Source organism: Rossellomorea aquimaris (assembly GCF_000935355.1).
Lineage (GTDB): Bacteria > Bacillota > Bacilli > Bacillales > Bacillaceae_B > Rossellomorea > Rossellomorea aquimaris_B.
In genome coordinates, this window is record NZ_JXZC01000004.1 from 181,303 (window position 1) to 206,081 (window position 24,779).

Annotated in this window: 21 protein-coding genes and 1 riboswitch; of the genes, 17 read left to right on the forward strand and 4 right to left on the reverse strand. The window is 43.4% G+C overall.

From position 1 onward, the window contains the following. Positions 1-68: 68 nt before the first annotated feature. From TV75_RS12760 to TV75_RS12780, 6 genes are all read left to right on the forward strand, one after another. The gene (locus TV75_RS12760) at positions 69-788 is read left to right on the forward strand and encodes a YebC/PmpR family DNA-binding transcriptional regulator (protein WP_044339151.1); all 720 of its coding nucleotides are present in this window, start codon (positions 69-71) and stop codon (positions 786-788) included. 287 nt (positions 789-1,075) lie between these two features. Beyond that, positions 1,076-2,341 carry an ATP-grasp domain-containing protein gene (locus TV75_RS12765; RefSeq protein WP_044339152.1) on the forward strand — a complete coding sequence of 422 codons (1,266 nt, stop codon included), beginning with the start codon at positions 1,076-1,078 and terminating at the stop codon, positions 2,339-2,341. A gap of 43 nt (positions 2,342-2,384) precedes the next feature. Next, positions 2,385-4,349 (forward strand): hypothetical protein, encoded by a 1,965-nt coding sequence (locus TV75_RS12770; RefSeq protein WP_044339153.1) that lies wholly within the window; start codon positions 2,385-2,387, stop codon positions 4,347-4,349. 110 nt (positions 4,350-4,459) lie between these two features. Next, a complete protein-coding gene (locus TV75_RS12775; protein WP_044339154.1) occupies positions 4,460-4,654 on the forward strand; it encodes a hypothetical protein in 195 nt (64 codons plus the stop codon). Between the two features lie 13 nt (positions 4,655-4,667). Continuing rightward, positions 4,668-4,820, forward strand: a complete 153-nt coding sequence (locus TV75_RS22130) for a hypothetical protein (protein WP_172655746.1) — start codon at positions 4,668-4,670, stop codon at positions 4,818-4,820. Continuing rightward, the gene (locus tag TV75_RS12780) at positions 4,804-5,022 is read left to right on the forward strand and encodes a hypothetical protein (protein WP_253275532.1); all 219 of its coding nucleotides are present in this window, start codon (positions 4,804-4,806) and stop codon (positions 5,020-5,022) included. Before TV75_RS22130 ends, TV75_RS12780 begins: the two co-directional genes overlap by 17 nt. A 76-nt stretch (positions 5,023-5,098) precedes the next feature. Here TV75_RS12780 and TV75_RS12785 read toward each other — a convergent pair whose 3' ends face one another. Continuing rightward, a complete protein-coding gene (locus TV75_RS12785) occupies positions 5,099-6,631 on the reverse strand; it encodes a BCCT family transporter (RefSeq protein WP_044339155.1) in 1,533 nt (510 codons plus the stop codon). A 186-nt stretch (positions 6,632-6,817) separates the two neighbouring features. Further along, positions 6,818-6,903, forward strand: a riboswitch (cyclic di-GMP riboswitch). Between the two features lie 41 nt (positions 6,904-6,944). On the opposite strand from TV75_RS12785, the gene TV75_RS12790 reads away from it, so the two are divergent. Together TV75_RS12790 and TV75_RS12795 are read left to right on the forward strand one after the other, a co-directional pair. Further along, entirely contained in the window at positions 6,945-7,835 is an 891-nt protein-coding gene (locus TV75_RS12790; RefSeq protein WP_052504554.1) for a hypothetical protein, read from the forward strand. Positions 7,836-7,862: 27 nt separating this feature from the next. Then, entirely contained in the window at positions 7,863-8,516 is a 654-nt protein-coding gene (locus tag TV75_RS12795; RefSeq protein WP_044339156.1) for a hypothetical protein, read from the forward strand. Between the two features lie 38 nt (positions 8,517-8,554). On the opposite strand, the gene TV75_RS12800 is transcribed toward TV75_RS12795, so the two are convergent. After that, complete coding sequence (locus TV75_RS12800; RefSeq protein ID WP_044339157.1) at positions 8,555-9,409, reverse strand: TetR/AcrR family transcriptional regulator; 855 nt, start codon at positions 9,407-9,409, stop codon at positions 8,555-8,557. A 162-nt stretch (positions 9,410-9,571) separates the two neighbouring features. Between TV75_RS12800 and TV75_RS12805 the strand changes: the two genes are divergently transcribed. The 9 genes from TV75_RS12805 to TV75_RS12845 all read left to right on the forward strand — a co-directional run bounded on the left by TV75_RS12805 (position 9,572) and on the right by TV75_RS12845 (position 23,635). After that, complete coding sequence (locus TV75_RS12805) at positions 9,572-12,715, forward strand: efflux RND transporter permease subunit (protein WP_044339158.1); 3,144 nt, start codon at positions 9,572-9,574, stop codon at positions 12,713-12,715. Between the two features lie 399 nt (positions 12,716-13,114). Continuing rightward, entirely contained in the window at positions 13,115-14,140 is a 1,026-nt protein-coding gene (locus tag TV75_RS12810) for a LacI family DNA-binding transcriptional regulator (RefSeq protein WP_044339159.1), read from the forward strand. 104 nt (positions 14,141-14,244) lie between these two features. Continuing rightward, complete coding sequence (locus TV75_RS12815; RefSeq protein ID WP_044339160.1) at positions 14,245-15,558, forward strand: ABC transporter substrate-binding protein; 1,314 nt, start codon at positions 14,245-14,247, stop codon at positions 15,556-15,558. Positions 15,559-15,631: 73 nt separating this feature from the next. Further along, positions 15,632-16,531, forward strand: a complete 900-nt coding sequence (locus TV75_RS12820) for a carbohydrate ABC transporter permease (protein WP_044339161.1) — start codon at positions 15,632-15,634, stop codon at positions 16,529-16,531. Between the two features lie 144 nt (positions 16,532-16,675). Next, a complete protein-coding gene (locus tag TV75_RS12825; RefSeq protein ID WP_044339247.1) occupies positions 16,676-17,452 on the forward strand; it encodes a carbohydrate ABC transporter permease in 777 nt (258 codons plus the stop codon). 15 nt (positions 17,453-17,467) lie between these two features. Beyond that, complete coding sequence (locus TV75_RS12830; protein ID WP_044339162.1) at positions 17,468-18,835, forward strand: GH1 family beta-glucosidase; 1,368 nt, start codon at positions 17,468-17,470, stop codon at positions 18,833-18,835. Further along, complete coding sequence (locus TV75_RS12835; RefSeq protein WP_044339163.1) at positions 18,832-20,169, forward strand: glycoside hydrolase family 30 protein; 1,338 nt, start codon at positions 18,832-18,834, stop codon at positions 20,167-20,169. The genes TV75_RS12830 and TV75_RS12835 overlap by 4 nt, the downstream gene beginning before the upstream one ends. 129 nt (positions 20,170-20,298) lie before the next feature. Then, on the forward strand, positions 20,299-21,615 hold the full coding sequence (locus TV75_RS12840; RefSeq protein ID WP_044339164.1) for an oligosaccharide flippase family protein: 1,317 nt from the start codon (positions 20,299-20,301) through the stop codon (positions 21,613-21,615). A 133-nt stretch (positions 21,616-21,748) separates the two neighbouring features. Beyond that, positions 21,749-23,635 carry a cation:proton antiporter gene (locus TV75_RS12845; protein ID WP_172655750.1) on the forward strand — a complete coding sequence of 629 codons (1,887 nt, stop codon included), beginning with the start codon at positions 21,749-21,751 and terminating at the stop codon, positions 23,633-23,635. A 25-nt stretch (positions 23,636-23,660) separates the two neighbouring features. On the opposite strand, the gene TV75_RS22540 is transcribed toward TV75_RS12845, so the two are convergent. Continuing rightward, a complete protein-coding gene (locus tag TV75_RS22540) occupies positions 23,661-23,795 on the reverse strand; it encodes a hypothetical protein (RefSeq protein WP_301280427.1) in 135 nt (44 codons plus the stop codon). Positions 23,796-23,881: 86 nt separating this feature from the next. Then, positions 23,882-24,604, reverse strand: coding sequence for a TspO/MBR family protein (locus TV75_RS12850; RefSeq protein ID WP_044339165.1), 723 nt, complete (start codon positions 24,602-24,604; stop codon positions 23,882-23,884). Between the last annotated feature and the right edge of the window lie 175 nt (positions 24,605-24,779).

Consider the following 24,779-nt stretch of genomic DNA (forward strand, 5'->3'; position numbering starts at 1 on the left):
AATAGAAACGAAAATACCTTTTAAGATTGAAAGTATCTATAGATAAATGTGAAAGAGAGTGAAACAATATGGGACGTAAATGGAATAACATTAAAGAAAAGAAAGCGTCTAAGGATGCGAATACGAGTCGTATTTATGCGAAGTTCGGTCGTGAGATCTATGTTGCGGCCAAGCAAGGTGAGCCGGATCCGGAACTGAACCAAACGCTGAAATTTGTTCTTGAGCGTGCGAAAACATACAGCGTACCGAAACATATCGTCGACCGTGCCATCGAAAAGGCAAAGGGTGGTTCAGAAGAGAACTATGACGAGCTACGCTATGAAGGCTTCGGGCCGAATGGTTCCATGGTCATTGTTGATGCCCTGACGAACAATGTAAACCGAACTGCATCCGAAGTGCGTGCTGCTTTCGGGAAAAATGGCGGTAACATGGGTGTAAGTGGATCTGTAGCGTATATGTTCGATGCAACAGCCGTAATCGGTATTGAAGGGAAATCAGAAGAAGAAGTAATGGAGATCCTGATGGAAGCGGATGTAGACGCCCGTGATATTATCGAGGAAGATGATGCTGTGATCGTTTACGCTGAACCAGATCAATTCCATGCAGTTCAAGAAGCGTTTAAAGGTGCAGGTGTCACTGAGTTTACAGTGGCGGAACTGACAATGCTTGCGCAGAATGATGTCGAACTTCCAGAAGATGGTCAAGCTCAATTCGAAAAAATGATTGATGCGATCGAAGATTTGGAAGATGTTCAGCAGGTTTATCATAATGTTGATTTAGGTGAATAATAGAATGAAGGACCTCTAATGCTTTGTGCATTAGGGGTTTTTTATTGAGAGAAGGAATGGATCAGTATGATAGAGCCGATTTTCAGTTTCCTATTGTTGTTAAATACCGCACCAAACCCTAATCAAATCTCACCCCCTCTCAGTAAGAATCTCGCCGCTGATTATGTCACTTTACCACTTTATTTGTCGAATAGATTGAAAATTCAGCAAAATACTTCATTCTCCCAATTTGCTTTGTTATGCTAAAGAGGAATCTGAATAAATACGTGATAAGGGGAGAGGAAAATATGGGACTAGATCAACTTGAATTACAGCAAGCAGAACAGAGCGTAAAGGACAAGACCAAACCCTATCTAACGGCATTGATCGGCTGGAGTCTGCCGGCAATCGAAGCGTGTACGAAGCTAAATAGGCCTTTCGTCGTTGTTGGCCCGCCTGATTTTGAGGCATATGCAGAAAAACATGATATTGCCTTTATCGGCTGGGATTTCGATCGGTTAAATGAAGGTTCAGATCATCTTTATAAGCAGTTGAAGGCAATGGGTGCAGAAGTGGCTGTTCCTTTGTATGAAGAGTGTGTGGAGTGGTCCGGGGCATTGAACTCCCGTTTCCGAAACGAACCGCGCGTCTTCAACCGTTCTCTTCTATTAAGAGATAAAGGGATGATGAAGCGTAAAGCGCAAATTGCCGGAATCAAAGTGGGTGTATTCGAAGAAGCACGGGATAAGGAGGATGTAAGGCGCTTCTTGAAACGTGTGAATGAAGCCCTCCTTAAAGTGGAAGGAGATAAGAACGATCCCATTCACGTAAAACCACTTGATAAAGCAGGGTCTGTCGGACACCGTGCCATTGAGAATCCTGAAGATATCGATGCTCTCACCGAGTCTGAGTTCCCGCTTCTGATGGAAAGTCATTTAGACGGACAGGAATTCTCGTGTGAAGCGTTCATTCATAACGGAAAGATCCAATTTTTAAATATAACGGAGTATGTGCGATTAGGCTACTCCAATTTCGTACCTGCATCCCCGACCCTTGAGGAAAAGCGTCCGATCATCCTTGAGGCTATTCAACAGCTCATTGATGCGTTTGAGATTGAATACGGTGTTATTCATCCGGAATATTTCATTACGTCCGATGGTACTCTTCATTTTGGTGAAGTCGCAGCCAGGGTTCCCGGCGGACATATCTTTGATTTGATTGAGCGTGCTTATGGATTTAATGCTTATCAAGCTCAAATCCTTTGTAGTGATCCCAATACAACAGAAGAAGAGCTTAGAGAGTTCTTCCCTTCTACAGGTGAAAAGGCAAAAGCCCATGCAGGTTGTTTAATGGTCCATCCTCATGTCAATTATGTGGAGAAGCTGGAGGTGCCCGATGAACTGGAGAACCATGCCTATTTTGAAAAACATGATATGTTCAGTCCGGCCCAAGGGAAAGTAGCTCAGCGAATCGGCTTCGGTAATCATTACGGAACGATCTTCTTCTACGGGGAAGACAGTGAAATCATGAGGGGTCTATTAAAGGAATACGAACAGTTTAACTTCTATATCTAATTCTTTCATCCACTGGTATTTTAATTGATAAAGGAGTTTTGAAATGGCATTTGAATTAACGTCCAAGCTGGAAGATCGATTTCTGCAAGCGCTTAATGAACTGGAGAGCGCAGCTTCATTTGCGAAATCAATGTATCAAACCGACGTCTATCAGGAAGCGCAAAGGCTATTGGATACGGATGAGGGACTGGGGATTCTATATCGGAGCGCAAGTCGCTTTGAAAAGGCCGGGGTCTTCCAGGACGGTCCTTGGGAAAAAGCGTCCAAGCTTCAGCCGCCTCTTGTGGCCGGGTCACTTCAAGCGAAGGGGCTTCCTTCAATCATTGAGATTCTTAGTGAGTTAAGAATGCTAGCCATTGCAGAGGGTCAATATGATCATCCCGATGTTTCGACTGAAATGGCAGAGGATTTCCTCAATGAAGTAATGGTTCTCAATCTGAACCTGCTTTTCCCTGAAGCAACAGAAGCAGCACGGATCGAAGGTGGAGAGCAAAGTGAAAGAGCAACGGAGTTATTTCGATTTCTATCTGATAAGCTTTCCTATCAAGCACTTACGACTACACTGATTAAAGAAATTGAACGGTTGACGGCACAACGTCCGATTATGGTGAAGCGGACAGTGTCGATGATTGAAACAGCGAAAAAGATGCTCCATTCAGACTTAAGTGCAGCGGAACGACTTGTTTTAGAAAAGTATGTGTCTGCTATTGAAGGTCCTTCCCCCATAAGTAAAAGTATTGTCCAGCCGGGTGAATACCGTAAGAAGCTGATGAATTTGTCTAAGGAAGAGCTGGAGAAGGAAGCTGTCTCGTTTGCCATGTCCATGCGCAAAACGGGGCTTGTTGCCCCTCAGCATGCGATTTTACTAAGATTCCTGAGCAGAAAGGTTCAAGAGCTTGTTCCGGCTGCCCTTCAGTTAAATGACAAAGGAAAAGCAAACTTGGGTGAACATACCGAGCTCGTATTCCAGCTCATAAAAGTGGCAATTTATCCAGCCACAAAGCAATCGGTTTACGGGCTCGCTCTTATGCTTGAACGGGGAGTATTATCATCATCACCAGTATCACCAGGATTGAAAAGGCTGATTGAGCTTGATATTCGACCGGAAGTGCGGAAGACGCTCCTTAACTCGTGTAAAGCAGGAGACGGGATTACAGCAAATTCTGTCCTTCTTGCCGGTGTCATCAATGTCCTCGGTCAACCGATCGGGATCGGTCAAGGTTTAAATCCGACCTGTCAAACAGCGCGGGGAATCAGTCTCTGGGCACAGCATGCCCCGGGATACTTACTCGAACTGATTCCACGGGCAGCGAGGGACGGAGATATCGATATTATGTTTGAGGGAACACCGGTCCATTCCAAGGAATTGAGTGGAGGACTGGCGCCCGAGCTTCATCAAGAGCTTGATCCTGTGTCGCTTGTTCTCGTCCCTCATCTTGATCGTATCTATAGTGAGATGATGAGGCGTGTATCGCTGAGAGGGGAAGATGGACACCGCTGGGTGAACCCCGAATTTTATGGAGATTGGGTTCAAAAAGGGTTTAGTACAGTCATTGATTCACTGACTGGCCTCATCTCAGACTATCCTGGGTTCGTTCGCCTGTTCTATGCCACTCACCACCCGGAATACAATGATGACTACGGGTTGATATACCCGAATCCGGTCGGGATCTTCATCACAAATGTTCATGGGAAGCTCCTTGGATTCCATGCCGTTTCTATCTTAAGAATCACGCAAGATCCCAATGGGGAATACCGGATCTATTTCTATAATCCGAATAATGATGGCTCTCAGAACTGGGGGCAGGGTATCGAACCTTCCGTCATGGAAAACGGGGAACTGGAAGGGGAATGCTCTCTTCCGTTTCACGAGTTTGTTTCCCGCCTTTACGCTTTCCACTATAACCCTTATGAACAGGGAGATGCTTTTGCGGTGGAAAATGAAATTGTCGATGAAATCAAAGACCTTGCCCGGGATAGCTGGGGAAGGGATTATACGTGGGTTTGAAGATGAATGAGGGCGTTAAGCAGCTTAAGTTGCTTAACGCTTTTTTGAGCTAAATGAAGTTTGGATGATTCTTTTATCAGTAGCCATACTAAAAAATGGAGGTGGAATATATGAGAGATCATAAGAGACCTGAAGAGTTGCGGATGGACACTCCGTTAAATCCCGAATTCACAATGAATAACCAGCTTCGTAATCCCAGTCAAGTGTATGTTCCGGGAGAGTCAGTAGAGGAACATCATGCAATTGAAGAAGGGAACGGGTTCATGGCAGAAAAAGAACTCGGACAAGCAAACGAAAATAGTTAAGAGGTGAAGAACGATGATCAATAAAGAGTTTCCGGTGGCAAACCTATCAGAAGATACGTTGAATCAAGTGCAGAATATGGAGAGTGAGCTTCGTCATCAAACGAAAGAGGATATTATTCTAATCGCATATAAGAATGGAGGTGGAATGATTGAAGAAGGAAGATGAAGTGAATAAAGGGAATAAAGACATGCCGGATTTCAAACAGTTAAACGACCGTGTCATAGCAGAGGAACCAAAAGGACCGTTTTTTGCAATCAAAACCAATATGGATACGGCAGGAGTCAAGGATAATCCTTATGCGTCAGAAAAAGCGAGCCCTGAACAAGAAGAAAAGTTACAGCAGTTTTTTGAGGATGAAGAGCTGTAAGAATTCATCGTGCTTGGAAGTATCATCAATAGAAAATAAGAAGCGCCAATCATCAAGTAGATTGGCGCTTTTGATATTATTTCGTTTGACGGAACTGTTCAACCAGTAACTCTTTTGACACTCTTGGGGCCAGCCAGAGCATTGGAAGCAACAGAAGAGAGACGGGAACAGCGGTGACCACGATAAAATTTTGAAGGGCACTGACACTGCCATCACCTATATAAAGAAGGATCGCAGCGATGGATCCCATCAGGATTGCCCAAAATACTCGTAAAGATACTTTGGGATCTCCTTCACCTGAAACAGCCATTGCAATCGTGTAAGACATAGAGTCTCCTGTTGTGACAACAAAAATGATTGTCAGTAATAAAAAGAGCGGTGAAATGATTCCTGCCAGTGGCAATTGATTCGTTATGGCAATCATTGCAGCAGGCATACCACCACTCGTTAGTTCCTGTGAGATACTTCCCGGATTTTGGAGTTCATAGAAGATACCTGAACCGCCGACTACGGTAAACCAAAAAGTTGTGACAATGGGGGCGATGATCGCAATGGCCAATATGATTTGGCGGATCGTTCTTCCACGTGATATGCGGCTGACAAGTATCGCCATCATAGGTCCATATCCAATGAACCAACCCCAGAAAAACACCGTCCAGCTCCCCAACCAACTTTTATCCGACCGGAATGTACTGATCTGGATGAAGTGGTCCATATAGTATCCGAAAGATGAGACGAAGGAATCGATGATGAAACCTCCAGGACCGAATAATAAGACGAAGAAAATCAACCCGAAAGCCAATCGCACATTGAAATTACTCAGGATTTGTATTCCTTTATGAATACCTGTCGCAGCTGACACGGTGGAGACAATCACTAAACATATAATAATGATAAGCTGCGTCGAAAATTGATCAGGAATGTTGAAAAGAGCAGACAGACCGTAACTTGCCTGTAAACCGAGGAAGCCAATCGGTCCGATTGTACCAGCGGCTACTGCAATGATGGCAAATGCATCAATGATTGTTCCGAAGATGCTCGTTTTAAGCTTTTCTCCGAATATGGGATACAGGAGAGTTCGCGGTTTCATAGGCATCCCTCTATGGTAATGACCGTACATCATGACGACGGCACTCAATGTTCCTAATATCGCCCAAGCAAGAAAGCCCCAGTGCATATAACTTTGGGACAGGGCAGGCATAATCGCTCCTCGAGTAGAGGGATCGATTCCTTCATGCATGGGAGGAACCGTCATGAAGTGGTACATAGGCTCTGCGGCAGCCCAGAATACTCCGCCCCCTGCAAGCAGGGTAGCCATAATGATGGATAACCATCTAAACGTTCCGATTTCCGGTGTTTCCATATACCCTAATCGGACATTCCCGTATTTAGAGAATGCAAGGTATAGTGCTACTAGAAAATGTACTAGCATTAAAACCTGCCAGAAAGCGCCAAAGTATTTCGAAGACCAAGCGAATCCTTCGTTAACAAATGAGGTGACAGTATCGAGACTGGTGAAAGCCGCAATTACAAAAATAATGAGTAATCCACCACTGATTGCAAAAACGGGCCAATCAATCTTGGATGTGTGCTGCTGTTTTGTAGACATATAAGATAAATGCTCCTTTATTTTTCTTTGGAAAAACACAAGTTCCTACTATCTCACAGATGGAAAAGAGAAGTAAAGGAAATGAAAAGAATTCATAAAAGACAATTTTTGTAACGGTTAAAATTTTGAAAATTACATCTTTTAATCAGAAGAAAAAGGACTATACTAAAGAGGAAGTATAAAACAATCTGAAAAAGGTAAACTTGTTGAAAAGCAAGGACTAAAAAAGCTATGGGCCTGCCCGTTTATCGAATGGTTGCCAAGCTGCCAGGCTCCTCATAAGAGTCAAGGTTTGGAAAGAGGAGAATGTAGGATGAGTAAAGGGTGGAAATGGGTTTGTATTTGTTTGATCACGATGAGTATGATTTCTTACCCATCAACCGAAAAGACAGCTGGTATGGACATGAGAGGGAAAAGTACGTGGCTCTGGAATACAGTTGAGATTATCACACATAAGGAAGAGATCTTCGGCTTCTTAAGATCTCATGGAGTAGATGAAGTGTACCTTCAAGTGAGTCCGTTCGTAGAGAACGAACACTATCAACAATTTATTGAAATGGCAAATGTAGAAAATATACACGTATACGCATTGGACGGAGCACCAAAATGGGCCACCGTTAAAGGACAATCCTACCTTATTGCTTTTTTTGATTGGCTGAAAGTTTATCAACTTGAAGCAAGTGAGGATCAAAGATTCACCGGTGTTCATTTGGATGTGGAGCCTTACCTTTTATCCGGATGGTCAACCGCCTACGGCAAGACGGTGTTGAATTATCAGAAGCTGGTAAATGAAGCAGTGATTCAATCGGATTTGCTTCAGCTTCCACTAGGGATGGATATCCCATTTTGGTTTGATGGGAAAACATATAACAATGAATTAGGAAAAGGTAACCTGGCTGAGTGGGTAATCGGGAGGACGGACGAAGTTGGTGTAATGGCATACCGGGACCTGGCGAATGGGGAGAATGGAATCATTGAACTTGTAAAGAACGAGATGGAATTTGCCCAGTCTGCAGGGAAAAGGGTGAAGGTAGGAGTGGAAACCGCTCCATCTGTTGAAGGGGGTTTCCTTACCTTTCACGAAGAGGGAGAGCAAATCATGCTTGCTGAACTTGCCCATGTTGATGCCCACTATGGTACATATTCTTCCTATAATGGAATCGCCGTCCACCATTACGGAAGCTGGAATGATTTATCTGAATAGAGACAAAGTGGAAATGAGGAATGAAAGATGCCGAAAATAGCCTTGGTTGCAGGATCGACGGGCCTGGTCGGGTCCAACCTGCTTGAGATACTCCTGATAAGTCCAGAATATGGCAAAGTGATTTCATTTGTGAGAAGAAGCAGCGGAATGAATCATGTCAAGCTGGATGAACGGGTCATTCCATTCGACGGGATGAAGCTCTTGCCTCACGAAGAAGTCGATGATGTGTTTTGTTGCCTGGGAACGACGATCAAGAAAGCGAAGACGAAAGAAGCTTTTAAGAAAGTGGACTACGAGTACCCTATCCAGCTAGGGCGGCTCGGTAAAGACCATGGAGCCAAACAATATATGGTCATATCGGCCATTGGAGCGAGCTCGGGTTCCCCGTTCTTTTATAGTAAGGTGAAAGGAGAGTTGGAGGAAGAATTAATAGCACTTTATTATCCGGCACTGCACATATTCAGGCCATCCCTTCTTTTAGGTGAGAGAGATGAATTCCGCTTGGGAGAAAAAGCGGGAGAAATCTTTTCCAGAGCCATCCGTCCGGTGATGGTAGGTAAGTTGAAAAAATACAGAAGTATCTCAGGGCGCCAGGTGGCTTATGGAATGTACCGTGCCGCCAATGGCTCTGGCAGTGAAAAAGTAACCATCCATGAATCAGATCAAATTCAGCAGCTGTAAAAAGAGACCCGCTTACGAGAAAAGCGGGTCTTTATTTGTCAGATTTTATAATAATGTCTCAAGGCATTCATCAGATGCTTAAGCGTTGGGTCATCCTCAAGATTCTTCATCATCCCTTTAATGACAACGATACGGGTCTCATCCTTTTGAATTTCTTCTTTGATGACTTCCAATGATATTTGGCTGTTTTCGTCCTCTGCTATTTCAACAGCATCTTCAATCATATGAACAAGGGTGGATTCGTTGATTCTGTTTGAAGAAGTGAAATCCTTCACCAGATCATCCAATTTTTCAAAGGAAAGAACAGGCTCATCCCCACTTTTTAGTAAGCCCTCCACTAAATCATCCGTACGTTTCAAGATGAATCGGGATAGATAAGCAAAATCCAATTCGATTTTATCAAGCATCACCAATTCTAAATAAGAATGAAAGAAACCTTGAATCATCATGGTGATATCCCAGAAGTAGGGCTCGATTTTTTTTCCGTAAATCCCATATAATCTTCTTTTATAGTAACGATGGGTGTCCATTTTCATCTCGCTGAGGAGATCATGGATTTCGTCGTTGAACGGCATGGCATTCTCTCTGATCTGCATAATGATGAACTCTTTATGTTTACAGATTTCAATTAACTGACATTCTAATTGCTTTTGGAATTTTTCATAAGGAGGCAGATCCTCGTTTTCAATCTCATTCACTTTAGCTGTGATCATTTTAAAATAGTAGTTCATGATAGCTAACAGAAGGGACTCCTTTGATTTAAAATACAAGTAGAAGGCACCCTTCGATATATCACACTCCGTCACAATCTCTTGAACCGAAGTCGCGTTAAACCCTTTTGTGGCAAACAGTTTAATGGATGTTTCAATAATTAATTTCTCTTTTTCTTTCATCTTTTCCTCTCCTTGATAAACTCCTTGACTCTATTATGACCGATTGGTCACAATAAATAAACCTTTTCTTTTATTAATATATTGACTTATGACTGTACGGTCAGTTATATTAAAATACGATATGACTAGTCGGTCAGAAAAAAGAGAAGGGGCGAATAAAGAGTGAACAGTATTATAAACTTCGTACTCAAGAATAAGTTTGCCGTATGGTTAATGACCATCATCGTCATTATTGCAGGCTTATATTCAGGATTCAATATGAAGCTCGAGACCTTACCAAACATTAATACACCTATTGTGACTGTCACAACAGTTTATCCGGGAGCTACTCCTGAAGATGTCGCTGATAAGGTATCAGAACCGATTGAAAAGCGTTTGAAGAATTTAAATGGGGTAAACGTTGTCAGCTCAACGTCTTACCAAAACGCTTCAGCCGTTCAGATAGAATACACATTTTCGAAAGATATGGATGAAGCAAAGACCGAAGTAGAAGATGCTCTATCAGATCTTTCTTTTCCAGAAGGAGTCAATGAACCGGAAGTCTCAAGACTGAGCTTTAACGCTTTCCCGATCATTGCGCTTAGTGTAGCAAATGAAGACCAATCTTTAGCTGAATTAACCTCAACAGTTGAGGAAACCATCGTTCCTCAGCTCGAGGGCGTGGACGGGGTAGCTTCTGTTCAAGTTTCAGGTCAACAGGTTCAAGAAGCACAAGTCATTTTTGATCAAGAAAAGCTTGCCGAATACGGCTTAACCGAAGAAACGGTCCAAAATATGATCAAAGGTTCTGATGTGACAGCACCATTAGGACTTTACACGTTTGAAGACAGCCAGAAATCCGTGATGGTTGACGGGAATATTTCAACGATCGAAGATTTGAAAGAGATGAAGATTCCTGTGACGCCAAGTACCGCCGGGTCCATGGGAACTCCACAAGGACAGCCACCTGGGGGGCAAGCTCCTCAAGCACAGCCTGGCGGTGAAGCTCCTGCCGGCATGAAGATCCCGACGATTCAGCTTTCGGATATTGCTGATATCGAACTGGTCGGAAAAGCGGAATCCATTTCCAGAACCAACGGGAAGGAATCGATCGGCCTTCAAGTGGTGAAGACAGCGGATGCCAATACAGTGGATGTTGTGAATGCGGTAAAAGAAGAAGTGAAAGCTTTTGAAAAAGAGTTGGATGGGGTAGATATCATCTCTACCTTTGACCAGGGAGAACCGATTGAAGAGTCTGTCAGCACCATGCTGAATAAAGCTTTATTCGGTGCCGTATTTGCCGTCATCATCATTCTGTTATTCTTACGGGATATTAAATCGACGCTAATCTCGGTCGTATCGATTCCACTATCGCTGTTAATCGCAATATTACTTTTAAAACAAATGGACATTACATTGAATATCATGACCCTTGGAGCGATGACGGTAGCGATTGGACGTGTCATCGATGATTCCATTGTAGTAGTGGAGAACATTTATCGACGGATGTCGCTTAAAGGGGAGATGTTGAAAGGGAAAGAATTGATCCGTGAAGCAACGAAGGAAATGTTTGTTCCGATCGCGTCTTCCACGATTGTAACGATCGCTGTGTTCCTTCCATTAGGATTGGTTCAAGGGATGATCGGGGAACTATTCCTTCCATTCGCCTTAACGATCGTGTTTGCTCTATTGGCTTCACTTCTAGTGGCCGTGACAATCGTGCCGATGCTTGCACACTCGATGTTTAAAAAGGGTGTAGGGAAGAAGCACGTGGAAAAGCGAAGCCGCTTAGCCCAGTGGTACAAAGGCGTATTGAATTGGACGCTGAATCATAAGATCATTACGTCCATCCTGGCGATCGCGATGCTTGTCGGAAGCTTGTTCCTGGTTCCGCTCATCGGTGTGAGTTTCCTGCCATCAGATGAAGAAAAGATGATCATGGCCACGTATAAACCGGAACCAGGTCAAACAGAAGAAGATGTAAATCAAATCGCTCAAGAAGCTGAAGAGTATTTCCAAGGACGTAAAGGGGCTGAAACGATTCAGTACTCGGTTGGTGGAGAAAACCCAATGAGCCCGGGAAGCTCAAACAATGCAATATTCTATGTTCAATACAGCGATGATACAGAGAATTTCTCTGAAGAAAAAGAACAAGTCATTAAAAAACTTCAAGAAACAACAGATAAAGGGGAATGGGCTTCACAAGACTTCTCCGCCAGTGCCGGAAGCAATGAAATCGTCGTGTATGTGTACGGTGAAACCCTGAAAGAAATCGAACCTGTTGTAAACGATATTCAAGCTATGATGGAAGATAAAGAAGATTTCAAAAAAGTGGGATCAAGTATCTCTGAATCGTACGATGAGTATTCGTTCATCGCAGACCAGGAAAAGCTGAGTGAGCTTGGCCTGACAGCGGGTCAAATCGCCATGGAACTTGGTCAGACACGTCAGCGTCCTGTCCTCACCACCATTGAAAAAGATGGAGAAGAGGTAAATGTTTATTTAGATATGGAAAAAGAGGAATACGAAAGCATCAACGACTTGACGGATAAAACCATTCAATCACCACTGGGCATTGAAGTCCCGATTAAAGACGTCGTTGAAGTTCAAGAAGGCAAGACATCCGATACTGTTTCACGACGCGACGGAAAAGTATTTGCTCAAGTGAGCGGAGAATTAAAATCGGATGATGTATCAAAAGCATCACAAGCGATTCAAAAAGATATCGAAGAGCTCGATTTACCAGCCGGTATCAACGTAGATATGGGTGGAGTAACAGAGGACATCCAGGAATCCTTCACGCAATTAGGATTAGCGATGCTTGCAGCCATTGCCATTGTGTACTTGATCCTCGTGATCACGTTCGGCGGAGGGCTTGCACCGTTTGCCATTCTGTTCTCGCTGCCATTTACGATCATCGGGGCATTGGTTGGACTATTGATAGCAGGAGAAACAATCAGTATCTCCTCCATGATTGGTGCCCTCATGCTGATTGGTATCGTTGTAACCAACGCAATTGTCCTGATTGACCGGGTGATTCATAAAGAAAACGAAGGTCTATCAACAAGGGAAGCGTTACTCGAAGCCGGTGCCACCCGACTTCGCCCGATCCTTATGACAGCCATTGCTACAATCGGAGCTCTGTTCCCGTTGGCATTGGGTCTTGAAGGAAGCGGATTGATTTCGAAAGGTCTGGGTGTAACCGTTATTGGCGGATTGACAAGTTCGACCCTCTTAACGCTTGTCATCGTACCGATCGTGTATGAAACCCTCATGAAAATCAAAGGTAAACTTGGTGGACGAAAGCGTAAAGCTGTGAAAGAATAGGTTGAGAAAAAAGCAGTCCTGTAGTGGGGCTGCTTTTTGTCGATATTATATGGGGTGGGGGTATTTCACGGGGACTGTTCACAATTTGGCACAACTATTGGCGAAAGTGGCACGACCAAGTGGGAAAGTGGCACGAGTTAGCCGGAAACTGGCACAAGTTTGCCGCTAAGTGGCACAACAAGCACCTCGCATACCCGTCTTCCTCCAATAATACCCCCTATATTTTCTCATCAAGCGAGGGGATTCTTGTAAGAATGACAGAAAGAAGCCAGTCATCATCAGCCTGAGAAAAAAATCCCCGGTACTTTTGAAAATTTTCTAAAAATAGTATTGATTCCATCAAAAGTCTGGACTATAATAACAATTAACGAAAGCGCTTTCGATGAAGAGGAGACAACAATGGTTACAATCTATGACTTAGCAAAACGCACTGGGTTTTCCAGTACGACAGTTTCTAAAGCCCTAAACAATTACACAGATGTGAGCCAAAAAACGAAGCAAAAAATCCTGGATGCAGCAGCTGAAATGGGTTATTTGCCAAATGCCCACGCTCAGTCTTTATCGACAAAGAAATCCTGGACGATCGGTGTAATGTTCGCTGAGGACAATGAGGTCGGGATGAAGCATCCTTTCTTCAGCGCCCTTATTGAAAGTTTCCGGAAGCATGTAGAACGGGAAGGGTATGATTTAATCTTTGCTTCTCGTAATCTGCGAAATCGGGATACTAGTTATTTAGAACATTTTTTATACCGTGCTGTGGATGGAATTGTCGTGATTTGCTCAGACCCTAACGATCCGCAGGTACAAGACATGATTAACAGTCATTTACCCATCGTCGTGATCGACATGAGCAATCAGAACTGCAGCGTTGTCTATTCCGACAATATTGAGGGTGGGAAGTTGGCTGTGAATTATCTTCATTCACTGGGCCACAAGAGAATCGCTCATATTTCAGGAGATCCCAAGATTGATGCAGGAGCACAAAGAATAAAAGGGTTTTCTAAGGCCATGAATGATTTAAACCTTCCGATTCATCAAGAATACCTGGTGAGTGGTGGAATGTTTTCCATTGAAGAAGGAAAAAGAGCGATGGAATCACTCCTCTCCCTTGACATATTGCCGACTGCTGTCTTTGTAGCAGGTGACCATATGGCCATTGGGGCGATGGAAGCCATTAAAGAGAAGGGCTTGAAAATCCCTGATGACATCTCAGTGATTGGTTATGATGACATTGAAATGTCCGCTTATGTTACACCGAAACTCACTACGGTCAGACAAGATACGGACCGGATCGGCACACGTGCCGGACACTTATTGATTAAACAAATCATTCAAAAAAAGAAACTTTTAACAACAGAGATCATTCCGGTAGAGTTGATCATTAGAGATTCTTGTACAGCAATAAAAAAAGAAAAAAATACTTAATTTTTATTTTTTAGTAATTCCGAAACCGGTTTCGGAATTTTTATAAGAAAGAAATCGAAACCGCTTTCGAAACTATATTTAAATTAGAACAAAGGGGGATAATGATGAAAAAGTTTTTAGGAATATTTATGACGCTTGTACTGCTGGCAGGGGTGTTGTCAGCTTGCTCCGGAGATTCAAAATCATCGGGCAGTTCAAAAGATAAAGATGTAGATTTGAAGGTTTGGTCATTCACGGATGAGTTAAAGAAACCGATCACGAAGTTTGAAGAGAAAAATGGTGTGAAGGTTGAATTGACGATTGTTCCGATTGCCGATTACCCGACGAAATTAAAGCCGGTACTTGAAAGTGGTGTGGGAGCACCGGATGTATTCACGGGTGAAATTGCTTTCCTTAAACAGTGGGTTGACGCCGGCTATTGGGAGAATTTATCGGAAGATCCTTACAATGTGAATGAAATCAAAGATAAATACGTCCCTTACGTATTCGACTTAGGAAAAGATAAAGACGGAAATGTAAGAGCATTATCATGGCAGACGACTCCTGGCGGAATCTTCTATAAAAGAAGCATCGCGAAAGAAGTGCTTGGTACAGATGATCCAACCGAGGTAGGAAACATGATGAACTCAATGGACAATGTATTCAAAGTGGCTGAAAAGATGAAGGAAAAAGGCTACAGCATGTTCCCGGATGAGGGCTCTATCCGCTGGTTCTCTCAAGGAAATAATCCACAACCATGGGTGAACGACAAGAATGAGCTGCAGCTGACAGATGAAAAGATCGCGTATATGGATTCAGCGAAGAAACTTCGTGAGAACAACTATACAGCTCTTGCTGCTGAGTGGTCTCCATCATGGTTCGAAGCGATGGATAAGCCGATCAAAATGAAAGAAAACGGTAAAGAGAAAGAAACAGAAGTATTCTCTTATGTTCTTCCGACTTGGGGACTTCACAGCGTCCTGAAAACGAATGTTAAAGAAACAGCCGGAGACTGGGCTGTGACTAGTGGACCAAGCCCGTACTTCTGGGGTGGAACATGGTTAGGGGTTTACAACAAATCAGAAAACAAAGAACTTGCATATGACTTTGTAAAAATGATGACACAGGAAGATGAGTTCCTGACGGATTGGGCGAAGGAAACAGGAGATGTCCTCTCTTATCTACCAGTTACCAATGAAATTAAAGATGATTTCAGTGACGAATTCCTTGGCGGTCAAAATAACTATCAATTCTTCCTTGAGCAAGCGAAAGAAATCGAGCCTGGTATCGTAACGAAATATGACCAACAGCTTGATACGTTCTATGGAAATGCTGTTCAACAGTACGTTGACGGGAAGAAATCAAAAGAAGAAGCCATTAAAGAATTTTATAAAAAAGCACAAAACGCATATCCGGACATAAAAGTACCAAAAAATTAACAAGAAAAAAATCCAGGGCAGGTGGCATGGAACCGTGCCATCTGTCAAATCTATCAACTAGGGGGGCTGGGGAATGAAGAAAGTAGATCGTTTTGGTTATCTGTTTATCGCCCCGTTTTGGATCATCTTTTTAATATTTAGCATTTATCCCGTTGCGCTGACATTCTACTACAGCTTTACGAACTATACAGGAAGCGGGACAGCAGAAGTTGTCGGTCTTGCCAACTATACCCGTTTACTCACGGACAGCTATTTTGTGGAAGCGTTTTTTAACACATGGAAAATTTGGGGAATCAATTTTGTCCTGCAAATCGGGCTTGCCCTTGTACTCGCATTAATCTTCTCTGATATGAGAATGAAGTTGAGAGGTTTGGCATTTTTCAGATCGATCTTTTATTTACCTAATTTAATTACGATAAGTTCGGTCGCTCTGCTGTTTGGTATTCTACTGGACTGGCAGCACGGATCATTAAATATGATTCTATTAAATATAGGTCTTATATCAGAACCGATTAATTGGTTGAACGAGCCCGCGACTGCACAGCTATCTGTATCCCTGATCCTTACCTGGATGTGGTTCGGTCATTCGTTCATTGTCGTCATGGCGGGGGTTTCAGGAATATCGAAGGACTACTATGAGGCTGCACTGATCGACGGAGCAAACAGATGGCAGACCTTTACGAAAATCACGATTCCTTTATTAAAACCAATCTTACTTTATATCATGATCACGTCCCTGATCGGCGGCCTTCAGCTGTTTGATCTGCCGATGCTTCTGACAGACGGAATCGGTTCTCCGGATGGATCACTGAATACCATGGTGTTATATCTGTACAATCAGGCATTCAAGTTTAACAATTATGGATACGCATCAGCTGTCGCATATGGATTGTTTGTCATTACCTTGATCTTCTCGGCGATTGTCTTCAAAGGGATGTATGGAAATGAACGCAAACAAGCAAGGAAGGTGTAAAGCATGTTGGGAAAAACAGCCGTTGAAAAAAATGTACCGGCACAAAAGGTAGAAAAACAAAAGCCAGAACTTTTGCCGCATGAGTCCAAACTAAAGACCAGAATTACCATTGTGAAAAGCATCATCTATACCCTTCTTGTATTGATGGCGATTGTTTGCTTCATCCCATTCCTTATGATGCTTGTGAATGCCACAAGATCAAATGAAGCGATACTTTCAGGATTCACGTTGATCCCCGGCAGTTCTATCGTCGAAAACTATACCACGATGATGGAATACGTAAACATTTGGTCGGGGTTCAAGAATAGTCTGATCATCTCTGTCCTTACGACTTTATTATCAGGGTATTTCTCAGCTTTGACTGCCTATGGATTTGCCTTTTACACATTCAAGGGAAAGAATTTCTTGTTCGTCTTCATGCTTGTGATGATGATGGTTCCCGGGCAATTGGGGCTGATCGGATTTTACGAATTGAGTAAGAACCTGGGGATACTGGATTCCTTCATCCCACTGATCGTTCCGGCCATAGCAAGTCCGTTCGTCGTATTCTTCTTAAGACAATACATCCAGACGACGCTTCATCCAAGTTTAATCGAAGCAGCCCGTATTGATGGGGCAAGTGAGTTCAAAATTTTCCATACCGTGGCGATTCCGATCATGATGCCGGCAGTTGCAACGATGTCGATCTTCACGTTCATCGGATCATGGAATAACTACATCATGCCACTCGTGATCCTGTTCTCGCCTGAAAAATATACGTTGCCAGTATTAATGGGATTCTTAAAGGGATCTCAGGTAGCACAAAACTTAGGTTCAATGTATTTAGGGATTGCCATTTCTGTTGTACCAATCATGATTGCCTTTTTATTCCTGTCCAAATATATCGTAAACAGCATTTCAGCAGGATCAATCAAAGAATAGAGGAGAGAATGACATATGCATTTTGATAAAACATTTACCTTTGGAACCGCCACATCATCGTATCAAATCGAAGGTGCCCATAATGAAGGAGGAAGAACTCCTTCCATTTGGGATATGTTCTGTGACATTCCTGGAAAAGTATATAAGCAGCACAATGGTGATGTCGCATGTGATCACTATCACCGATTCGAAGAAGACATCCAGCATATCAAACGACTGGGAGTGGATACGTATCGTTTCTCCATTGCCTGGCCGCGAATCTTTCCTGAAAAGGGTAAGTACAATAAGGAAGGTATGGACTTTTACAAAAACCTTGCAAAAAGACTTCAGGAAGAAGGCATCAAGCCTGCGGTGACACTGTATCACTGGGACTTACCGGTGTGGGCCCATGAAGAAGGCGGATGGGTCAATCGTGAATCCGTACAATGGTTCCTGGAGTATGCAAGAGCGTGCTTTACAGAGCTTGATGAAGTAGTCGATTCTTGGATCACTCATAATGAGCCATGGTGCGCAGGGTTCCTCGGTTACCATCAAGGGGTCCATGCACCGGGCCATACCAACATGGATGAAGCAGTGAAAGCTGTCCACCATATGTTGTTATCACACGGGAAAGCGGTGGAAATGCTGAAAAAAGACTTCCAATCCCAAACGGATATCGGGATCACGTTGAACCTGTCACCGGTTTACCCTAATACGGATTCCGTGAACGATCTTCTTGCTGCAAACAATGCGGACGGTTACTCGAACCGCTGGTTCCTTGATCCGGTATTCAAGGGAGAGTATCCGAAAGACATGATGAATTTATTTTCAAAATATGTCCATTCCTATGACTTCATTAAAGAAGGGGATATGGAACTGATTTCAACAGAATGTGATTTCTTCGGTATCAACTATTATAGCCGCGGGATCGTCGAGTTCAGTGCCGCAAGTGACTTCTTGCACAAAGGAGCCTACTCTGATTATGAGAAGACAGGGATGGGCTGGGATATCGCGCCGAATGAATTCAAAGACCTCATCCGCCGCCTGAGACTGGAATATACGGATCTGCCAATCTATATTACGGAAAATGGAGCGGCCTATGACGATGTTTTGGAAAATGGAAGAGTACATGATCACGATCGTGTGAACTACTTGAACCTGCATCTTCAAGCGGTATCTGATCTGAATGAGGAAGGCATGAACATCCAGGGTTATTATTTATGGTCCTTGATGGATAACTTTGAGTGGAGCTTCGGATATGATAAGCGATTTGGCATCCTTTATGTCGACTTCAATACGCAGGAGCGGATCTGGAAAGACAGTGCCTTCCGATATGCAGAAATCATCCGGGATCATAAAGGGAAGCATGGCCTTCACACAAATGCTGAGGAAGTTGCACAATGAATGCAAAGCAAGTAAAGGTGATTTTGACAGCTAAAGGTACAGGAGATCGGTTCTCAGAAAAAGAACCGGTTTCTTTTTCTGAAGGTCTCGCTTCTACCCGCATAGAGCTTGAGCCAGAGCGTAAATATCAGGAAATGTTGGGGTTTGGCGGCGCGTTCACAGAAGCTGCGGCTCACAGCCTTTCCCTCATCAGCCCCGAAAAAAGGAAAGAGATCATTCAACGTTACTTCGATCCGATAGAGGGGTTGGGCTATCGTTTCGGTAGAACACATATCAATAGCAGTGATTTCTCATTAGGGAATTATTCGTATGTGGAAGATGGAGATACTTCGTTAGAGAGCTTTTCCATCGAACGGGAGAAGAAGCTTGTGATTCCCTTTATTCGAGAAGCGATGGAAGTGGCAGGGAGAGAGCTTTCCATTGTGGCATCCCCATGGAGTCCTCCTTCATGGATGAAGACGAACGGCGAAATGAACAATGGCGGGAAACTTTTATCAGAGTATGAAGCTGTTTGGGCCGACTATTATTCAAAGTACATAGAAGCGATGGAAGAAGAGGGGATCCGGATCTGGGGAGTTACGATCCAAAACGAACCTGAAGCAAAGCAGGTGTGGGATTCTTGTCTATATACGGGAGAAGAAGAGCGCGACTTTATCAAAAACCATCTAGGTCCGACCCTGGCGGAAAATGGCCATGATGATGTGAAGGTCATCATTTGGGATCATAATCGTGATGTGATTTATGAGCGTGCCCATGCTGTGTTATCTGATCCTGAAGCAGCTAAATACGTCTGGGGAACAGGTTTGCACTGGTATGTATCCGAGGAGTTTGAAAATCTTTCTAAAGTGCATCATGCTTTTCCGGACAAGCATCTGATTTTTACAGAAGGGTGCATGGAAGGCGGGGTCCAAGTAGGTTCATGGGATACCGGTGAGAGGTATGGCAGGAATATCATCGGTGACTTGAACAATTATCTTGAAGCCTGGATTGATTGGAACCTGGTATTGAATGAAGAAGGCGGACCCAATCATGTAGGGAATTATTGTGATGCGCCTGTTATTGTCGATACAGTTAAGGATGAGGTTCACTACAACAGCTCTTATTATTACATCGGTCATTTTAGTAAATATATCAAAGAGGGAGCGAGACGTATCGGGTGTCAGGTTTCCAATGACTCCATACTGGCCACTTCCTTTGAAAATCCAGACGGGGAAATCGTAGTGGTTGCGATGAATTCGAATAATGGGAATGAAGAAATTTCGATATCGTTTGCAGAGGGATCGATGTCTACAACACTTCCTTCTCATTCTATAGCTACACTTATTATTAGATAAAAGATTGAAAGCAGTCCTTGAGTGGGCTGCTTTTTGTTTCGAAAATAGATAGCCTGGCAGCCCCTTTACATATTACCCGGACAACCATCATAGAATAGACCATCTAAAATAAAGGCAGGGTGCAAACAAATGAGTGTGTTTTTAAGAGGTACGTTGGTACTGGTGGTGACGGCTTTTTTAGGTGAGTGTCTGGAGTTTGTGATCAATATCATTTTGGCTCGTGAGCTTGGGGAAGCAGGTCTCGGAACGTATATGTCGATCCTGCCGACTGTGTTTCTGATTGTGATTTTATCAAGCATGGAGCTGCCGATCAGTCTTTCCAAGTTCTTTGCCGAACGGGAAGAAAAGTATCATCGGGGCATGCTTCACTATGCTTTTCGATTTGCGGTCATCACGACGTGCATTCTCTTGATTCTAATGGTTCTTATATATGCCTGGACCCCTTTGTTTGAAGGGTACCATCCGGGGATTCGCTGGCTTATTTTGATTGTGATTCCCATTGTTGCGTTTACCTCGATTACGAGAGGGTATTTTATGGGGATCCAGCAGATGGGCAAAATTGCAGTGGCCAATTTTCTGCGTAAAGGAATTCAGCTGTTTTTATTAGTTTCGATCTATAATTTTCTATCGTTTGGCATCAATACGTCAATCTTCATAGCCCTTGGGACACTGATTGCCAGTGAAGCGGTCGTTTTTGTTTATTTAATTCATGCTTACGTTCTCGAAATTAGGGGTAAAAGAAAGAAGAGCCATTCTTCATTATCAACAATTGAAATGAGAAAGTCAGTATTATCTGTGTCGATACCGACGACAGTGCTGCGGATTTTCCACGCTCTCACCCATGCGGTTCAGCCATTCTTGATTAAATGGGCGTTAGTTCTTTCAGGTATGGGGACGCTTGAGGCGAATGAGCATTTCGGGATGCTGGCCGGAATTGCCCTTACTATCGGCTTCTTCCCATCGTTTATCGCCTTTTCGATGTTGATCGTGTTAATTCCGACTGTATCGGAAAAAGTCTCATCTAAGGACTTTGATGGGATCCTGACCCATCTTAAGCAGGTCATGTGGATTACATTAGGTTATGGTGTGCCTGCAGTATTCATATATTATTTGCTTGGGGACTACATTACAGAAAGATTCTTTCATTCTGTGGCATCGGCCTATTATCTGAAGCTGCTGTGGCCGTATTTTCTTTTTCATTTCCTGGTGTTTCCTCTCCAAGCCTTTTTAATCGGATTTGGATTGGTGAAGGATGCTCTTCTTCATACCATATGGTCGAGTGTATTTTCCTTTACATTGATTTATTTGCTTGGATCCCGTTTTGGAATGGATGGAGTCATTATTGGCATGAATGCTGGTGCCGTTCTGATCGCCATGCTTCATTACTTTACGATCTGCAGGGAATTGGAAACGACTCTCTGGTTAAAATCAGCAATAAAAATGTAAACTATACAAAAACGGATGTGCCCTTTTGAACTTATTTTTTTGCACGGAGAGGGACCATTCTTTTATTCTGGTAACAGGTACATACTATCTACTGTTATGATGGCTTATTTCATAACCTTCAAAGGAGAAAGCTATGATCGATTCTATTTTATTCAACATCATGTTAGTCGGAGTACTCGGGATCGCTTCCCAATGGATTGCCTGGAGATTCAGGCTTCCTGCCATCGTCGTCATGTCGATTGTCGGACTGCTGGTGGGACCTATATTCGGTCTCATCAATCCAAAGGACGATTTTGGGGAAGTATTCAAACCCATTATATCAATGGCGGTTGCCATCATCCTTTTTGAAGGGAGCTTAAATCTTAATTTTCGAGAGGTAAGGGGATTAGGCAAGCCTTTATTTAGAATTGTAACCTTTGGAGCTTTACTCGCTTGGATATTAGGTTCACTTGGTGCTCACTATGTAGCCGGTTTGTCCTGGGCTGTTTCCTTTGTGATTGGTGGGTTGTTCATTGTTACCGGTCCAACCGTCATCCTGCCCCTGCTCAGGCAGGCAAAGCTTAAACCAAGACCGGCAGCCATCCTGAAATGGGAAGGAATAGTGGTCGATCCATTCGGTGCACTTCTCGCTGTATTCGCTTTTGAAATCATCAACTTTTTAATTAGCGATGACGTAACAGGTTTAACCTTATTACTGTTCTTTGCTGCTTCCCTGTTTGCCGTGGTCTTCGGATGGGCACTGGGGAAATTCACAGGCTTTATCTTTGAAAATGGACATGTGCCTGAATTCCTGAAATCACCCGTTGTCTTTGCACTTGTTCTTGCCTGCTTCACGATTTCAGATCAGATCACACATGAAACAGGCCTGTTAGCCGTGACGGCCATGGGTATGACGTTAGCGAATATGCATATCTCATCCATCGATGACATGCGTCACTTTAAAGAAAACATTTCGGTCCTGCTCATATCGACGATTTTCGTCATGCTGACAGCATCGTTAACTGTAGACACACTTTTACGAATCTTTAACTGGAACATTGTCGCGTTTGTCCTGCTTATGCTATTCATTGTCCGACCGCTATCGATCTGGCTATCCACGATAGGGACGGACCTCTCTAACAAGGAAAAACTTCTTGTCGGGTGGATTGCACCGAGGGGGATTGTCGCACTGACCGTTTCAAGTTATTTTGCATCGGTATTATTAGAAAAGGGCTTTGAGGATGCAGCAATTCTAACGTCCTTAACCTTTGCTCTTGTATTCTCTACAGTGTGTGCACATGGTTTCTCCATTAAGTGGCTGGCGAAGAAATTGGATTTAGCCATTGATGAAAGACCGGGAGTGATGATCGTGGGAGGGAGCAAATTCAGTACTGAGTTTGCCAAGACCCTTCAAGAGCTGAAGATCCCGGTATTGATCACCGATTCATCCTGGCAGCGATTGTTTTCAGTCAGAAAAGCCGGGATCCCATTTTACCGGGGCGAAATTTTATCGGAACAAACGGAATATTATTTGGATATGACGCCGTATGAATACATGATTGCAGCTACGGAGCTTGATTCTTACAATGCTCTTGTGTGTACGACATTTGTTCCGGAAATCGGCCGAAATAATTTATTCCAACTGAGCCTGCGGAGCCAGAGGGACGATGATCTTGAAGATATGGTCCACACGATTGGTGGACGGATCCTTTTCCAAAATCATGTGACGTGGGAAGAGCTGAACAAACGTGTTGAACGTGGAGACGTGTTTAGAAAAACAAATATCACTGAAAAGTACACCTTCGAATCGTATCTGCAGGAGCGGGAGGAGCATACATTATTGATGTTCGCCCTTAAACCTACAGGCAGGATCGAATTCTTTACGGAAGGGGCTTCACCTAAGGTTGAGCAGGGAGATGTCATTGTCAGTCTCACTCAGCCCTGTAAGGAGAAGAATAAGATCCAGGAGAAGCTTACGGTTCAACGTGAAAAAGAAATCATTAAAGCTCAAAACGAAACGAATAAAGAAAGCGCCGACTAAGTCGGCGCTTTCTTTTTGCGATACTCTATTTCTTTCCGCTATATTGCTCACCCAGTAACTGTTTCACTTGATTATACGTAAGACCTGAATGCTGATTGAGACGTTTGACTTCATCAATATCCGTTCCGGAACGAGTGACGTTTCTCTTCTGCTGCTCCATACAAAACACCCCCTTCATTTAATGTAAGTCATCAGGAGGTTTCCTATACAAAAAAAGAAGGTCCGAGGGACGGACCTTCTTTCACATTATGATTGTCGTGTACGCTTGTATACCAGGTCAAAGATGAGGATGATAAAGGCGAGTGCATAGGCAGTATAAGAATAAGTTGAGTGTTCTGCCATGTTTTTTACTCCGATACCGATAAATGCCCAGACAAACACAAGTGGATAGAGCATGTCATGCTGCCCGATGCGGAACCAGAAGGCAAGTACCGTAGCAACAAACAGTCCGAGATATGCCCACACCAATCCTGAAATGCCGAACCCGTCCCAGCCAATATCCGTTAAGTAATACGTGATATTTACAATCGTGGCAATGGAAATCCATCCTAAGTAAATTGAAAAAGGGGCTCTATCCAGGAGGGACGGACCTGTTCTCTTCACCCGTCTATAAAGGGCGATGAGAGTTGATAGGAGTCCGAGCATGATAAATACAGAAACGAGAAAATAATTGTAGTGCCACACGAATATCCATGCCGAATTCAATAAGGAACTGAGGATGAAAAGTCCGCTTGTTTCCTGATAAAGAGGAAGATTCCTTCTGTCTTTGGGGAATTGTCGGATGATCCATATCCCGATCAGCAGATAAATCAGGCTCCAGATGGAAAAGACATACCCTGCAGGAGTGATCATGATATCAAGCCTGTCACTGATTTCCCCCGTCGATTGATTATTCAAAGGCAAAGTCACAGCCAGCGTATTCATCACAATCACTAAAGCGAAAGCTAAAAGATTCAAGATCAGTTTCATTGCGTATACCCCCTGTAAGTAGTGGTGTTATATACTATTCCACTCTTATCATAATAAAAACCAAATGAAGAGAGTTAGGAAAAAAGGATTAGTGAAAGATCATGAAGGATTTAAGGGATTTATCGAGAATTAGAAATAGGATAGGGACAATGAGAAAATCTATTAGGGGGACATT